General features: G+C 65.8%; 11 protein-coding genes. 10 read left to right on the top strand and 1 reads right to left on the bottom strand.

Annotation, left to right across the window (positions count from 1 at the left end; translation table 11 throughout):
* The first annotated feature begins 6 nt into the window (after positions 1–6).
* The 10 genes from RB623_RS07475 (at position 7) to RB623_RS07430 (ending at position 12,259) form a co-directional block, all read left to right on the top strand.
* The gene (locus RB623_RS07475; RefSeq protein ID WP_308056148.1) at positions 7–1,071 is read left to right on the top strand and encodes an ABC transporter substrate-binding protein; all 1,065 of its coding nucleotides are present in this window, start codon (positions 7–9) and stop codon (positions 1,069–1,071) included.
* Positions 1,072–1,081: 10 nt separating this feature from the next.
* Positions 1,082–2,095, top strand: coding sequence for an ABC transporter permease subunit (locus RB623_RS07470; RefSeq protein WP_308056147.1), 1,014 nt, complete (start codon positions 1,082–1,084; stop codon positions 2,093–2,095).
* Positions 2,089–2,886, top strand: coding sequence for an ABC transporter ATP-binding protein (locus RB623_RS07465; protein WP_308056146.1), 798 nt, complete (start codon positions 2,089–2,091; stop codon positions 2,884–2,886). Before RB623_RS07470 ends, RB623_RS07465 begins: the two co-directional genes overlap by 7 nt.
* A 23-nt stretch (positions 2,887–2,909) precedes the next feature.
* Positions 2,910–3,452: a DUF1775 domain-containing protein gene (locus tag RB623_RS07460; RefSeq protein ID WP_308056145.1), complete on the top strand. Its 543-nt coding sequence runs from the start codon at positions 2,910–2,912 to the stop codon at positions 3,450–3,452.
* Between the two features lie 4 nt (positions 3,453–3,456).
* Positions 3,457–5,082, top strand: coding sequence for a CopD family protein (locus tag RB623_RS07455; protein WP_308056144.1), 1,626 nt, complete (start codon positions 3,457–3,459; stop codon positions 5,080–5,082).
* Between the two features lie 184 nt (positions 5,083–5,266).
* A complete protein-coding gene (locus RB623_RS07450; RefSeq protein ID WP_308056143.1) occupies positions 5,267–7,027 on the top strand; it encodes an IucA/IucC family protein in 1,761 nt (586 codons plus the stop codon).
* Positions 7,011–8,777 carry an IucA/IucC family protein gene (locus RB623_RS07445; RefSeq protein ID WP_308056142.1) on the top strand — a complete coding sequence of 589 codons (1,767 nt, stop codon included), beginning with the start codon at positions 7,011–7,013 and terminating at the stop codon, positions 8,775–8,777. The genes RB623_RS07450 and RB623_RS07445 overlap by 17 nt, the downstream gene beginning before the upstream one ends.
* A 25-nt stretch (positions 8,778–8,802) precedes the next feature.
* Positions 8,803–10,074 carry an AMP-binding protein gene (locus tag RB623_RS07440; RefSeq protein WP_308056141.1) on the top strand — a complete coding sequence of 424 codons (1,272 nt, stop codon included), beginning with the start codon at positions 8,803–8,805 and terminating at the stop codon, positions 10,072–10,074.
* Positions 10,074–11,417, top strand: a complete 1,344-nt coding sequence (locus RB623_RS07435) for a DUF6005 family protein (protein WP_308056140.1) — start codon at positions 10,074–10,076, stop codon at positions 11,415–11,417. The genes RB623_RS07440 and RB623_RS07435 overlap by 1 nt, the downstream gene beginning before the upstream one ends.
* The gene (locus RB623_RS07430) at positions 11,414–12,259 is read left to right on the top strand and encodes a sugar phosphate isomerase/epimerase (RefSeq protein ID WP_308056139.1); all 846 of its coding nucleotides are present in this window, start codon (positions 11,414–11,416) and stop codon (positions 12,257–12,259) included. The genes RB623_RS07435 and RB623_RS07430 overlap by 4 nt, the downstream gene beginning before the upstream one ends.
* 82 nt (positions 12,260–12,341) lie before the next feature.
* On the opposite strand, the gene RB623_RS07425 is transcribed toward RB623_RS07430, so the two are convergent.
* Complete coding sequence (locus RB623_RS07425) at positions 12,342–14,456, bottom strand: TonB-dependent receptor domain-containing protein (protein ID WP_308056138.1); 2,115 nt, start codon at positions 14,454–14,456, stop codon at positions 12,342–12,344.
* Between the last annotated feature and the right edge of the window lie 143 nt (positions 14,457–14,599).

The raw sequence follows: 14,599 nt of genomic DNA, 5'->3' as shown, positions 1-14,599 counted from the left end.
AGACAGATGAATTGGAGCATCCGCAATCCCCTCGCGACCGGAAGCGACCTTGCCGCGGGCATCGACCGCCGCGCCTTCCTCAAGACCGCCGGCGCGCTCGGCCTTGCCGCGCCGCTGGGCGCGATTTCAGCCACCAGCCTGTTTGCGCAGGCTGCCGCACCGGCCACCGAGCTGAAGAAGGTGAAGTTCGCCACCAACGCCACCGCCATCTGCCTGGCTCCGGTGTTCGTCGCCCAGCAGCACGGCATCTTCACCAAATACGGGCTGGAAGTCGAGCTGGTGAACTTCGGCGCCTCGACCGAGGCGCTGCTGGAAGCCATCGCCACCGGCAAGGCCGACGGTGGCGTCGGCATGGCGCTGCGCTGGCTGAAAGCGCTGGAGCAGGGTTTCGACGTCAAGATCACCGCCGGCACGCATGGCGGCTGCTCGCGTCTCGTCGCGCTCAAATCGACCGGCATCACCAAGCTCACCGAGCTCAAGGGCAAGACGATCGGCATTTCCGACCTCGCCAGCCCCGGCAAGAATTTTTTCTCGATCCTGCTGCACAAGGAAGGGCTCGACCCGGTTGCCGACGTCGAATGGCGGCAATATCCGGGCGAACTGCTGCAACTGGCGGCCGACAAGGGCGAGATCCACGCCATCGCCGACGGCGATCCGAAAGCCTATTTCTGGCTGCAGGACCCCAAATACATCCAGATTGCCTCCAACCTCGACCACGGCTTCGAGAACCGCGTCTGCTGCATCGTCGGCCTGCGCGGCAGCCTGATCCGCGACGACCTGCCGACCGCGACGGCGCTGACCCGCGCCCTGCTGGAAGCACAGGACCTCACCGTCGCCAAGCCGGAACTGGCGGCGGAGGCCTTCCTGCCGCAAGCGCCGAAGGACAAGACGGTCGCCGATCTCGTCGGCGTGCTGAAGGACCAGACGCACGGCCACAACCCGACCGGCGCCGACCTTCGCACCGAGATCGCACTCTACGCGCAGGAGCTGCGCGACGTGCAGGTGTTCAAGCATTCGACCGATCCGCAGCAGTTCGCCGACCGCGTCTATGCGGACGTGCTGACGGCGTAAGGAGGCTGATATGGCATCGATCGACCCGGCGCTCTCCGAGCGCGCCCATGGTTCCTTCCGAACGACCGGATGGAGCTGGACCGCTGTCTGGCCGCTCGGCCTCGTGGCTGCCGCCGGGTGGATCGGCGTCGCCGCGCTGATCGAACTGTGGCCGGAAATCATCCCCCAGCCCTACGGACGCGAACTGGCCGGCATAGCGCTGGCGATCGCCGCCGTGCTGGTCGTGGTGGCGGCGACCGGCCGGCTGTTCGGCGCGGTCTCCGACACGGTCCGCTACTACGGGCCCTGGTTCATCGCGGCGGCCGCGCTTCTCGCCGTCTGGGAGGTGGTGACGGCCAAGACCGGCTGGCTGCCGGTGCCGTTCTTCTCCTCGCCGCAGAGCATTCTGGAAGTGTTCCTGGATGACTGGAGCCGGCTCGGCATCAGCATCTGGTATTCGGTGCTGCTGCTCGTCAAGGGTTATCTCATCGGCGCGCTGGCAGGCGTCCTGACCGGCGTCACTATCGGCTGGTCGCAGGCGGCGAGTTATTGGGTGCATCCGGTGCTGAGGCTGATCGGCCCCCTGCCCGCGACCGCCTGGCTGCCGCTCGCCTTCTTCATCTTCCCGACCAGCGGCTCGGCCAGCGTGTTCCTGATCGCGCTCGCCACCGCCTTCCCGGTGACGATCCTGACCTGGTCGGGCATCGCCAGCGTCAACCGCGACTACTACGACATCGCCAGGACGCTCGGCGCCAAACCTTCTTTCCTGATTCTCAAGGTCGCGGTTCCGGCCGCCTTGCCGCATGTCTTCGTCGGCCTGTTCATGGGCCTTGGCACCTCGTTTGCCGTGCTCGTCGTGGCCGAAATGCTGGGCGTCAAGGCTGGGCTCGGCTGGTATCTGCAATGGGCGCAGGGCTGGGCCGCCTACAACAACATGTATGCCGCGCTGCTGGTCATGGCGCTGATGTGCTCCAGCCTCATCACCATACTGTTCCGCCTGCGCGACTGGACGCTCTCCTGGCAGAAAGGCCTCGTCAGATGGTAGCACTCGCCCTCAAACAGGCGGCGGAAACGACCGTCACCGGCCAGCAGATCGACCTGGAAAACGTCTCGCATCAGTTCGAGTTGAAGGGCGCGCCTCTCCCCGTTCTCGACAATGTCAGCTTCTCGGTGGAGCCCGGCTCCTTCGTCTCGCTGATCGGACCCTCCGGCTGCGGCAAGTCGACCTTGCTGCGACTGCTCGCCGGGCTCGACCATCCGACCGACGGCACGGTCAAGGTCGATGGAGAATCGGTCGGCGATCCCGACCCGTCGCGCATCCTCGTCTTCCAGGACCCGACGCTGTTCCCGTGGCGCACCGTCTGGGACAATGTCGCGCTCGGACTGGAGGCGCAGGGCATATTGAGAAGCGCCCGTCACCGCGTCGACAATGCGGTGCAACTAGTCGGTCTTTCCGGCTTCGAAAAGGCCTATCCGCACCAGCTTTCCGGCGGCATGGCGCAGCGCGTGGCGCTTGCCCGCGCGCTGGTCAACGAGCCGAGGCTGCTGCTGCTCGACGAGCCGCTCGGCAAGCTGGATTCGCTCACCCGCCTCACCATGCAGGGCGAGATCGTCAAACTGTGGCAGGAGGCAGGGTTGACCGCGCTTCTGGTCACCCACGATGTCGAGGAGGCTCTGTTCCTCACCCAGCGTGTGCTGGTGTTCGGGCCGCGCCCGGCGCGCATTGTCGCCGACATCGCCGTCGACCTGCCCTATCCCCGCCATCGCGGCGACCCGAAACTCGCCGAGCTGCGCCGCGAGGCGCTCGGCCATCTCGGCCTCGCCGCCACCTGGTAGTTCTCCCACCGAAGGAATTGTCGATGACCAAACGATACACCAACCTCTGGCGGATATTGCTCGCCGTTGCCGGCGCCGGCCTCACGCAGCCGGCGGCGGCGCACATCACCTTCGAAGGCAAGGAGGTCAAGGCCGGCGCCACGGCGAAATTCGTGCTGCGCGTGCCGCATGGCTGCGCCGGCTCGCCGACCGTCGCCGTCCGCATCTCCGTTCCCGAGCAGCTCGGCGACGCCAAACCGCAGCCCAAGCCGGGCTGGACGCTCGACATTCTTCGCGCCGATACCGAGACGACGGGATCGACGCAAGCCGGGCACGACGCACATGCGGACGCTCACGGCGCGGCGATCAAGGAGATTTCCTGGTCGGGCGGCAGGCTGGAAGATGCCCACTACGACGAGTTCGTCTTCCGCGCCAAGGTCGACGCCTCGGCGAAGGGCAGCGACCTCTTCATTCCGATCGTCCAGCAATGCGAGACAGGCGTGGAGCGCTGGATCGAGGTGCCCGTCTCCGGCGGTTCGTCTGACGACCTGAAGTTCCCTGCGCCCTCGGTGAAGGTCGTTCCCTGACCAAATGCACGCCAGCTTTCTGAGAAGCCTGACGGCGGCGATCCTCCTCGCCGCCGTTCTGTTTGTCGGCGCGGCCGGACAGGCGCTCGCCCATGCGCAACTCATCGCCTCCGATCCGCCGGACGGCGCGGTGCTGCCGCAGGAGCCGCCGACGCTGACGCTGAAATTTTCCGAACCGGTGCGGCCGCTGGTGGCGCGGCTGACCGAGCCCGGCGGCAGCACGCGGGTGCTGGCCGACATCGGCACGAAGGGCACGACCGTCGTGCTGACGCTGCCCGCTGGCCTCGGCCAGGGCACGCATATCCTGTCGTGGCGCGTCGCCTCGTCCGACGGACATCCGATCGGCGGCGGTCTGCTGTTTTCCATCGGCGCGGCCAGCGCGACGGCGCCTGGCGCCACGGAGCAAGCCGACCTTTCGGTCCGCATCGGCCTCTGGGCGGCGCGCTTTCTCGTCATTGCCGGACTGGTGTTCGGCGTCGGCGGCGCGGTTTTCCGATCCTTGGCGCACGCTGCTTCGTCACCGGAACCGACACCCCTGGTCTCCGCCGCCCTCTTGGCCGGGCTGATCGGCGCCATCGTGCTGGTGCCGCTGCAAGGGCTCGATGCACTGGGTGCCCCGTTCGCGGCGGCCTTTGAGATGGAAAGCTGGAAGGCCGGACTGTGGGCAACGAGTTATGGCCGCGCCACGCTGCTGGCGGCAACCGCGTTGCTGCTCGCCTTCGCGTCCCTGCAGATCAACCCGTCCCGCACCGCCCTTTTGATTTCCGCGCTGGCGCTGCTCGCCGCCGGTTTCGCCTTCGCGGCTGCCGGCCATGCCGCTTCCGCGCCGCCGCGCTGGCTGATGGCCCCCGCCGTCTTCGTGCATGCGGTCGCCGTGCTGCTCTGGCTGGGCGCGCTGGCGCCGCTGGGCGTGGCGTTGGCGCGCGGCGGCGCCGAGGCTGTTCGCCCGCTTGCGTGGTTCTCGAAAACCATCCCGGCCGTGATCGCCGCGCTGTTGGTCAGCGGCGCGATCATCGCTGTCGTCCAGGTCCAGACGCCGGCGGCGCTGATTTCCAGCGATTACGGCCGCGTGCTGCTCGTCAAGCTCGCGCTAGTTGCCGTCATGCTGCTGCTTGCCACGGTCAACCGCTACCTGCTGACGCGGCCAGCCACCGCCGGCGACAAAGTTGCCAAACGCCACCTGTCGCAAAACATCGCTGCCGAGATCGTGCTCGGTATTGCCGTCATCGGCGTGCTCGGCCTGTGGCGCTTCACGCCGCCGCCGCGCGCGGTTGCCCCCGATCCCGCCCGCTTCGAGGTCCAGTCCGTGCAGGCGACCAACGGTGACGTCACAGCGCTCCTGTCGATCCACCCGCCGATCGCCGGGCCCGCTCGCATCGAGGTGACGGAGATCACGGTCGGCGGCAAGCCGCGAAAACCGCTCGGCGTCAGCGTCGAGCTCGGCAAGCCGTCCTACGGCATCGGCCCGTTCACCAAGGACGCCGTGGCCGCCGCCGATGGCGTCTACCACGCCGACGGCTACCTGCTGCCGCTCGACGGTTTTTGGGTGGTGAAGGTCACGATCCTGGTTTCCGACTTCCGCTCGGTGACCCTGACCGACGTGTTCGACGTGCGCAAGGCAACGGACTGACGACCGCATCGATATCCGCCGACAAGAGGTTGATCCCGATACGCGACTGCGATAACATGACAATCGTAGTTAACTTTTAGCCGCGGCCGCAGTAGGGGCCGTCCCCTCACGCGCGGCGTCCTCATAGCCATAGACGATTGGAGAGCGGAGCCCGCATGGCCTCCGCATGAGAGACGTTCGCGCAATGATCGACAGAAACCAGATCGCGGCAGAGCAGGCGACCTTTCGAAGCTTCGCCAACAGCTATTTGCGGGAGCTCGATCCCGGAATCCCGGTGTTCCACCGCATCGGCGACCGCAACTGCGACTGCGTGGAGCTTCCCTTGCTCTCGCGCGGCACCGTGCTGCGCATCGAGATCAAATCCCGGTCGCTCTGCGGCATGCACCTGTTCGGCCGCATCTGGATGCGGCATGAGGCCGGCTGGCGCGAGATCGAGCCGCTGCTGGCCATCCATCTCATGGTGCTGGGCGCCCGCGAAACCGTCTCTCCGACACATCGGCAGGCCGACGTCGAGCTGCTTGAACGCATTCTCCAGAGCTGCCAGGCGACAAAACGTTATCTCGACGCCGCCGGGGACAAGACTTTGCCGCCCGCCGGCTTCCTCGCAGCCGAACAGTCGCTGTATTTCGGGCATCCGCTGCACCCGACGCCGAAAAGCCTGCAAGGCATGACCAACTGGCAGCAGGACGTTTATGCGCCGGAACTGCGCGGTTCTTTCCAGCTCACCTGGTTCGCGGCCGCTGACACTCTGGTCCGCGCCGACTCGGCCGGCGAGCCGGTATCATCCATCATCGACTCGCTGCTCGGAGACGACGCGGGCGGGCTCGCCATCCGCGACGGCGAAGCCGTAGTGCCGATGCATCCGCTGCAGGCCGAGGCGCTGATACTGGAGCCTTCGATACGGGCGCTGCTGGCGTCCGGCGATCTCCGCCGGCTCGGCCCGGCAGGTCCGCTGTTCACGGCCACGTCGTCGGTCCGCACCGTCTATTCGCCGGATGTCCCCTGGATGCCGAAATTCTCGCTGCCGGTGCACATCACCAACTCCAAACGCGTCAACCGCCGTCATGAACTGGAGGCCGGCGTAGCCGTGGCGCGGCTGTTCGCGCGCGCCGGCATCGATGGCGTCGATCCGCGCCTCGGCTTCCTGCACGATAGCGCCTACGTCACGATCGACCTACTCGGACAGGCCGAGAGCGGTTTCGAGGTCATTTTCCGGGAAAGCCCACTCGGCGCCGACGATCCGGTCGTCACCGTCTCCGCGCTGACGGCCGAGCCGCTGCCCGGCCGCCGCTCGATGTTCGAAAGCCTGATCCAACGCATCGCCAGCGACCACCGTCTGCCGCTTCGGCAGGCTTGCCGGCTGTGGTTCGCCCGTTACCTCGACTGCGTGCTCGACCCGCTGGTCAGGCTCTACGACCGGTTCGGCGTCGCACTGGAAGCGCACCAGCAGAACAGCCTGCTCGACCTGTCGCACAGCGGGTTCCCCAGCCGCTATCTCTACCGCGACAGCCAGGGGTTTTATCTTTCCAACTCCTTCAGGGCGCGCTGGTGCGACCTCGTGCCGGAACTCGAGCAGGTGCGCGGCCTGTTTTTCGACGACCGCGAGATCCGCGAACGCTTCGCCTACTACCTCGTCGTCAACCAGATCTTCTCCGTCGTCGCGCGGGCCGGCCATGACGGGCTGGCGAGCGAGGCCGAACTGCTCGCCATGCTGCGCGACCGGCTGAACAGGCTTGCCGCCGAACTTTCAGGTGCCGGCGGCGAATTCGCCAAAAGCCTGCTGGACCGGCCCAACATCACCGCCAAAGCCAATCTGGCGATCCGGCTGCAGGATGTCGACGAACTGGCCCCCGGCGGCACCACCATCTACACGCATTTCCCCAACCCTCTGAGCCGCGCCGGGCTGTTTGTGGCCGCCGAGACGATCCATGCCCTTGCCTCGTGACACGGATGGCACGGCCGGGCGCAGCGTGATGCGCCGGCTGGCCGAGGCGATGATTTTCGAAGGGCTGGTCGACTGCACGGCGACGCCTATCGGCGGATCGCACCGTTTCACCTGGCGTTGCAACGGCGTGGACATAAGCTGCGAGGGTTTTGCCGGCGCTTTCGGGCGCATCAGGATCGAGCCCGCGACGCTGCAATGCCGTCGCAGCCAAGATTGGGTTGCGGCCACGCTGGACGATCTTGTCGCCAGCCTCGACGCCGATCCGGAGCGCCGGCGGCAATTGGCGATGGAACTCGACCGCACGCTGGCGCTCGCCACCTGGAACGACGGCAATCTTGCCCGCCGGCCGCGCCGGCATCTGCCTCATGCGCAACTCGACAGCGCGCTCGACGAAGGCCACCCCTATCACCCCTGTTTCAAGGCGCGCACCGGCTTCGATCTCGACGACCACGCCGCCTACGGGCCTGAGGCCGGCAACACTTTTCAGCTCGCCTGGCTGGCGGTAGCACCCGAGAGGCTGCATTCCGCCTTGCCGGCCGAGGAACAGGCATTCTGGGAACGCGAACTCGGCGCGGAAACCTTTGCACTACTCGACTCCCGCCGCGCCGCCTGCGGCGACGCCGCGAAAAATTTCGGGCTGATGCCGCTGCATCCCTGGCAGTGGAAGGCCTTGCAAGGTTCGCACCTGTCGGTCTGGCTGGCGGAGGGCTCGGCCTTCTTCCTCGGCTTCGCCGGCGACCGCTACGCTGCCAGCCAGTCGGTGCGCACGCTGTTCAACAGCGACCGCCCCGGGCAGGCCAACGTCAAGCTGCCGATGAACCTGATCAACTCGTCGGCCATGCGCATCGTCGAGCCGCATTCGGTGTGCAGCGCCCCGCCGATCAGTTTGTGGCTGAAGGAACTCGTCGCCGGCGATCCGGTCCTTTCCGGGCGGTTTCCAATAAGAATCCTCGGCGAATATGCCGGCACGATCGCCGGCCGCGACGGCCCGCTCGCCGGCCAGATCGCCGCCATCTGGCGCGAGGACGTGAGCATCTATCTGTCGCCCGGCGAGGCCGCCGTGCCGCTCAATGCGCTGATGATAGTCGAAAGCGACGGCCGGCCTTTTGTCGCTGACTGGATCGGCCGCTACGGCCTGGAGCGATGGGCCTCGCAACTTATCGAGACGGTGGTCCTGCCGGTCTGCCATCTGCTCGCCGCCCACGGCATCGCCACCGAATGCCACGGCCAGAACCTCATCCTCATCCATCGCGACGGCTGGCCGGTGGGGCTCGCGATGCGCGATTTCCACGACAGCGTCGAATACGTGCCGGATTTCCTGCGCGAGCCCGAAAAGGTTCCGGATTTTGTCGCGCTCAATCCCGCCTATCACGACGCCGCGCCGAACGAATTCTACTGGATGGAGAGCGTCGAACTGCTCGGCGAACTCGTGATGGACGCGCTGTTCGTCTACAATCTGGCCGAGATCACTCACCTCCTGCATCACTGCTACGGCCTGGACGAGACCGCCTTCTGGGCCGGCGTCGGCCGGCGGCTCGCCACCCATGGCGAGGAGTTCGGGCTGACCGGCCGCATGGTCGCGCTCGGCCTGTTCCAGCCGCGCATCCGCACTGAATCGCTGCTCAGGCGAAAACTGGCGCGGCCGGGTACAGAATGCGCCCACGAAATCCCCAACAGCCTGGCGGTTGCCGCCAACGATGCGAGCACCGGAAGCGCGGACACTCGTTATTTGCAGGCCGTGATGGCCTGACCGGACAGAATATCAGGAGAAGAAGATGATCGAGATCAACGACACGATCTTCGACGAGGGCTATTTCCGCGACGCCGCAGAGCGCATCGGCGAGGCCGCGCAACTCGGCGCGCGCGCCGGCGACCGTTTCGCCGTCTGCTTTTCCGAAACGCAGGACTGGCTGGCCTTCTTTTTCGCCGCCCGCACCGCCGGTGCCAGCATCCTGCCGCTGCACCCCTCGACGCCCTATGCCGCCGCGCGCCGCCAGGCCGAGAACGCACAGTGCAACTGGCTGTTCTACAACCGGCTGGAAGGCGAGCCGATTGCCGGGGAGCGTGCTTCCGAAACAGGGCAGCTCCTACAGATGAGTTCGGGCACCACGGGCGAGCCGAAATGCATCGCGCGCGCCTGGAGCGACATCGAGGACGAGATCGAAACCTACGTCTCCTTCTTTACCGAACCGAGCGACATGACGCCGCTGGTCGCCTGCCCGACCACCCATTCCTACGGGCTGATCTGCGGAATCCTCGTCGCCCTGAAGCGCGGCCTGACGCCAAAAATCCTCGATACCGGCAACCCGAAATTCCTGCTGCGCAAGCTGCGCGAGACGGAGCGGCCCTACCTGATCTCGTCGCCGGCGATCCTGCACACGCTGGCGCGGCTGCTGCCGCCGGGCGAAAAGATCCACGCCACCATGACCTCCGGCACGCTGCTGCCGGAGCCCTGGTTCCGAACGATCCGGGAAAAGTCGAAACATATGTTCCAGCAATATGGCTGCTCGGAAGCCGGCTGCATCGCCATCAACACGGACGTGCAGGCGGCCAACGAGGTCGGCCGCGTGCTGCCGCGTTTTGTCCTGCGCGAGCCCGGCAGCGCCGAGGAGCCGAAGGAGATCGCGGTCGAGCGCAGCGGCGTCGCCGTCGAAACCCGCGACCTCGGCTACCGCCGCGACGACGACATGCTGGTGTTCCTGTCGCGCCTCGACGACCTCATCAACGTCTCCGGCCTCAACGTCTATCCGAAGGAGGTCGAGGACGTGGTGATGGGCATGCCCGGCATCGGCGACGCTGTCGTCTTCCGCAAGCCGGATGCGTTCGCCGGCGAGCGTGTCGCGCTGCTGTTCAGCGCCGAGCAGCCGCTCGACCGCGCCCAGCTCAGGCAATGGTGCGCCGAGCGGCTCGCCGCCCACCAGATGCCGACCGAGATCGTCCAGGTGGAGCGCATTCCGCGCCAGCCCAACGGCAAGATCAGCCGGCGCGACGTGGCGGCACGCTACGGCGCCGGCGAATTAGGCTCGGTGCGGACGGAGGCGGCGTGATGACCCATGACGACATTCTCCGCGCCATCGAGACGATTTTGCGCGACAAGCTCAATCACGCTCATATTGACGCTTTCGCGCCCACGGCCCGGCTCAACGAGGATCTCTACCTCGATTCCGTGCTGATCCTGGAAATCATGCTGGCGCTGGAACTCGACCACGGCGTCGTGCTGCCGGAGGAGGCAATCAGCCGGCAGGACCTCGACACGGTCGACGATCTGGCGAGACTGTTTGCCGAGCCGGCGGCGGCGAGCGACCGGCCCGCCGGCCCGGCGCGCGACCTCAGCTTCGCCCGCGCCGAGCGCGAGGCGGCCGACCGCGTCGGCGTGCATGGCGAGGACTATATCGACATCAAGGTCCACTGCTTCGTCAGTGGCGTCTGCCACGCGGTGAAGCAGAAGAGCCTGGACCACCGGCCGTTCTTCTTCGGCGTCTGGGACGCGGGCTTTTCCGTCGACGACCGCTGGCGGCTCGCCTACCACACGCCGGAGATCAGCCACGATTTCTTCCGCGACTGGTTCGAGCGGCTCTACGGTCCAAAGGTCCGCCAGTGGTACCGGCCCGACGCCAGCAAGGAGGACAACCTTTCGACCATGCTGGAACTGCTGCGCGGCAAGAAGCCGAGCGAGTTCCTGATGGTCATGCTCGACCTCTTCCACTTGCCGGAGCGCGAGAACAAGTTCAACCAGAACCCGTTCCCGCATTATCTGATGCTGGAAGAAACGGAAGACCCCGACGTCTGGATGGTGCTCGACCCGGACTTCCGCTGGGAAGGCCGGATCGAAAAGGCAAAGGTTGTCAACGCCATCATGCAGCCGACGGTGGGCGGCGGCTTCATCTTCGACGCAGCAGAGGTCCATGCCCCCTCGCCGATCGCCCTGCGCGACTATTTCCTCGCCTGCTTCCATCAGGACGAGAACCTTTTGACCAGTGCCGCGCGCGACACCGTGCGCGCGCATGTCGAGGGCCGCAGCGGCGTGACGCTCGCCGACCTGCCGGCGGCGCTGCGCGAACTGCCGGTCATCTCCATCCGCAAATACGCGCTGGAGCACGGTTTCGCGTTCTTCTGGCGTTCGCTGCAATTGTCGAACGCCGAGTTCGACGTGATCTGCGACGACATCGAGGCTCTGATCCAGGAGTTCAAGGCGCTGCACTATGCTGTGATGAAACTCGGCCAGACCGGCGACGAGGCGCTCACCCAGCCGGTCTTCGATAAACTCGATGCGCTGGACGCCTTGGAGCGCGACCTGAAGCGCCGGCTGGCGCAGACCTACCGCGTCTGGTGCGATTCGCGCGGGCTGCTGCATGCGCCGTGCCACGACATCGAGGAGGCCGTGGCATGAGGCTGTCGCTCTGCACCATCACCTTCCGCCACCACCTGTTGTCGCTGGAGGATATTGCCCGCTGGGCGGCGGCCAATGGTTTCCAGGGCATCGAGCTGTGGGCCGCGCATGCCCGCAACATGCAGCATCTCACCGACCGCGACGCCGCCTGGATGGCCGGCTTCGGCCTGTCGGTGCCGATGCTCAGCGACTACCTGCCGCTCGACGACGATCTGGCCACGCTGCGCCACGCCACGGCCGACCTCTGCCGCCTCGCCAACCGCTGGGGTGCGAAAAAAGTGCGCACCTTCGCGGGAAAGGCCGGCAGCCGCGACACCTCGCCCGAGGCGCGCTGGCGCCTGTCGGCGCGGCTGAAGGACGCCTGCCGCATCGCCGAGGACAAGGGCTGCAAGATCCTGGTCGAGACGCATCCCGGCACCCTGGCCGACACGCTGGCCTCGACGCAGCGCCTGATCGAGGAGGTCGACCACGCGGCGCTGGCGGTCAATTTCGACACGCTGCATGTGTGGGAAGGCGGCGACGATCCGCTTGACGCGCACCGCGCCCTGCTGCCGCATATCCGGCACTATCACCTGAAGAACGTGCGCTCGCGCGCCGATCTCGGCGTGTTCGAGCCATCCAACGTCTATGCCGCGGCGGGAAAGCGCATCGGCATGACGCCGCTGTTCGACGGTGCGCTGAACTATCTAAAGTTCCTCGACGAGTTGTTCGAGCGCGACGATGTCGACGCCTCGCTGGAATGGTTCGGCGGCGACTGTTTCAACGTGCTGGCCAACGACGCGCGCAATTTGCGCCTGCTGAGAGCCGACCGCGAGGCACCGGTCCGCGCCGGCGCGGCTTGAGGCCGACGGCTCGAGTCCACGAACGCGAAGAAAGCCGGCGCGGACCACCATCCGCGCCGGCTTTCTTTTATGTTTCGATGCCTCAGAACCGCGCCGTCGCTGTCATACGGAACGAGCGGCCCGGATCGTAATGCGGATCAACGCCCTCGAAATCCTGGCCGTAGGCGGCGCGATCCGTATAATTCTCGTCGAATATGTTGAGGGCGTCGAGCCGCAGCGTGAAATCCGGCCTGGAAGGCGGCGTCCATTCCAGATAGGCGTTCACCACCTCGTAGCCAGGAAGATAGTCTACCTTCGGGCTCCCGCTATCGCTTGGATGGCGGAACGAAACATCCTCGTTCTTGAGCGCGATCTCGATGTCGCCGCCGACCCTGACGCCCCAATCTTCGAACGTGTAGCCGGCGCCGATCATGATGATCTGGCCTAGAGGGGTCGTCAGATAGCGTCCGACTTCGGAGTCGGCGTATCCATCGCCTTCGGCGGACCGGACATCCGCGCTGACGTCTGCATATTTCACGCTGACGAAGGCCGCATCCCAGTCGTAGCGCCCACCGATCTCCCAGCCCTTGGAGGCAACGTCCCGCGTGCGGAGGGATGTGAGACCGGGAACATAAGGAGCCGGGCCGTAGGACGGCAGGCGCGCACCGTTGATATCGGTGCGAAACACGTTCGCCTCAAACGTGAAGCCGTTGTAGCGCGCCTCCAGACCGGCCGTGTAGTTGTTCGACGTTACCGGCTCCGGACCGTCGTCGCCGTAGGTCCAGAGCGGGTTCTGGATAAAGTTCTCCGCCAGAGGAACGCCGCCCCACACATGCGAGGTCGCGGCCTTCACCATCAGGAACTCGGGCACAATATCGTATTCGCCGGAAATGTTGCCGCTCAGGCCGGCATTAGTCCAGTCGGAATCGTCGACACCAGTAAACCACTGGTGGTCGGCGCGGCCGCCAAACGAAATGCGTGCGCGATCCGACGGCTCCAGTCGAGCCTGGGCATAGAGGCCGACATTGGTAGCGCGCTCATCGGCAAACTCGAAGAAGCCGGGAAAGCGCGACTCCAGCTTCGCCTTGTCGTTGAAGAAGTCGAAGCCCGCTATCACGTTCCCCATATCGAACGTGAACCGGTTCTCGACCTTGCCGTTGAAGCTGCTCGTGTCGCCTTGTGCCGGTCCGGAGATTTCCGGCCCCCGGCGGCTGTACACTTCCGTTTCGAGATCGGTCTTGCTGTAGGCCAGGACGATCTTGGGGTCCCACCAGCCCTCCGGCGAGGTATCGGTGTAGGTGAAGACCGTGTTCTGCCGGTTCAGGTCATAGTTGCGGGTCTTCGGCTCGTTACCGAGATTGATGTAGACATTGGCGCGATAGGGCCGCAGGTCGTCGTCGCGCACCCGCTCGTGGCTGAGTTCGAAACGATGACCTTCGAGGCTTTCGTACGCGATCTTGCCCAGGCCGCTAAGCAGGTTCGTGCCTGTGCCCAGCATCTCCTCGCCATCGCCAGAGGTGAAATTGCCACCATTGCTATAGTTGATGTAGCCGAGGAACTCGAAGCCGTCCTTCTGGCCGAAGGCGGCGAGGCCGGTCGTGTAGGTCTCGCTGTTGGTGTCCCAGATGCCGGTGACGAAGCCTCCGAAATTGCGGCCGGGCTCCAGCAGGTCGACGGCGTCCTTGGTCTCGAAGCCGAGCGAGCCGGCAAGCGCGCCGGGACCGGCATCGGCCGGCGCGACGCCCGCCTGCACCGACACCGCCTTCAGCAGCGCCGGGTCGACCAGATAGGTGCCGTTGTGGTGGAACACCTTGTTGTTCTGCCGCGAGCCGTCGACCGTCACCGCCAGATTGTTCTCGTCGACGCCGTTGACATAGATCTTCTGCGTGCTGGGAATGGCTCCGCCGACCGCGATCTGCGGCTCGCCCGAAAACAGCTCGCGCAGGTCCCTCGGGGCCTTGCGGGCGATCTCCTCGGGACCGATGGTGATCAGGTTGGTGCCGGCCGAGGCGGGCGCGCCCGCACCGACGTCGAGAACGATGGGATCGAGCTGCGTCGTGCCGTCGGCGCTGGTTTCGCCATCCTCCTTCTTCTCCTCGGTTGCTGCCGCCCCGGCCTCGGCATCTTGCGCGGGAGCCGACTGCGCAAAGGCCGCCGGGCAGACAAAAATGGACATCGCGGTGCTGACCGTCAGCACGCGCAAAAGATCGGATGACATCGCCTGATTTTCCCCTTGATGACAGTGCCCACGGGCCGGTGTCAAACACACGACTACATCTGCCATAACGCATCGGTTGCGCTGCGGCAATAAACTTGATAAGAAAAATCCAGTTTATGCAAGCCATTGGAACTGCTACGCTC

Source organism: Mesorhizobium sp. LHD-90, from assembly GCF_030929505.1.
Lineage (GTDB): Bacteria > Pseudomonadota > Alphaproteobacteria > Rhizobiales > Rhizobiaceae > Kumtagia.
This window is presented reverse-complemented; position numbering and strand designations above follow the sequence as displayed.

Excerpts from the sequence above, each read along its gene's own strand:
- RB623_RS07460 (WP_308056145.1), top strand. The coding sequence starts at position 2,910 with ATGACCAAACGATACACCAACCTCTGGCGGATATTGCTCGCCGTTGCC.
- RB623_RS07455 (WP_308056144.1), top strand. The coding sequence starts at position 3,457 with ATGCACGCCAGCTTTCTGAGAAGCCTGACGGCGGCGATCCTCCTCGCC.
- RB623_RS07435 (WP_308056140.1), top strand. The coding sequence starts at position 10,074 with ATGACCCATGACGACATTCTCCGCGCCATCGAGACGATTTTGCGCGAC.
- RB623_RS07445 (WP_308056142.1), top strand. The coding sequence starts at position 7,011 with ATGCCCTTGCCTCGTGACACGGATGGCACGGCCGGGCGCAGCGTGATG.
- RB623_RS07475 (WP_308056148.1), top strand. The coding sequence starts at position 7 with ATGAATTGGAGCATCCGCAATCCCCTCGCGACCGGAAGCGACCTTGCC.
- RB623_RS07470 (WP_308056147.1), top strand. The coding sequence starts at position 1,082 with ATGGCATCGATCGACCCGGCGCTCTCCGAGCGCGCCCATGGTTCCTTC.
- RB623_RS07450 (WP_308056143.1), top strand. The coding sequence starts at position 5,267 with ATGATCGACAGAAACCAGATCGCGGCAGAGCAGGCGACCTTTCGAAGC.
- RB623_RS07465 (WP_308056146.1), top strand. The coding sequence starts at position 2,089 with ATGGTAGCACTCGCCCTCAAACAGGCGGCGGAAACGACCGTCACCGGC.
- RB623_RS07440 (WP_308056141.1), top strand. The coding sequence starts at position 8,803 with ATGATCGAGATCAACGACACGATCTTCGACGAGGGCTATTTCCGCGAC.
- RB623_RS07425 (WP_308056138.1), bottom strand. The coding sequence starts at position 14,456 with ATGTCATCCGATCTTTTGCGCGTGCTGACGGTCAGCACCGCGATGTCC.
- RB623_RS07430 (WP_308056139.1), top strand. The coding sequence starts at position 11,414 with ATGAGGCTGTCGCTCTGCACCATCACCTTCCGCCACCACCTGTTGTCG.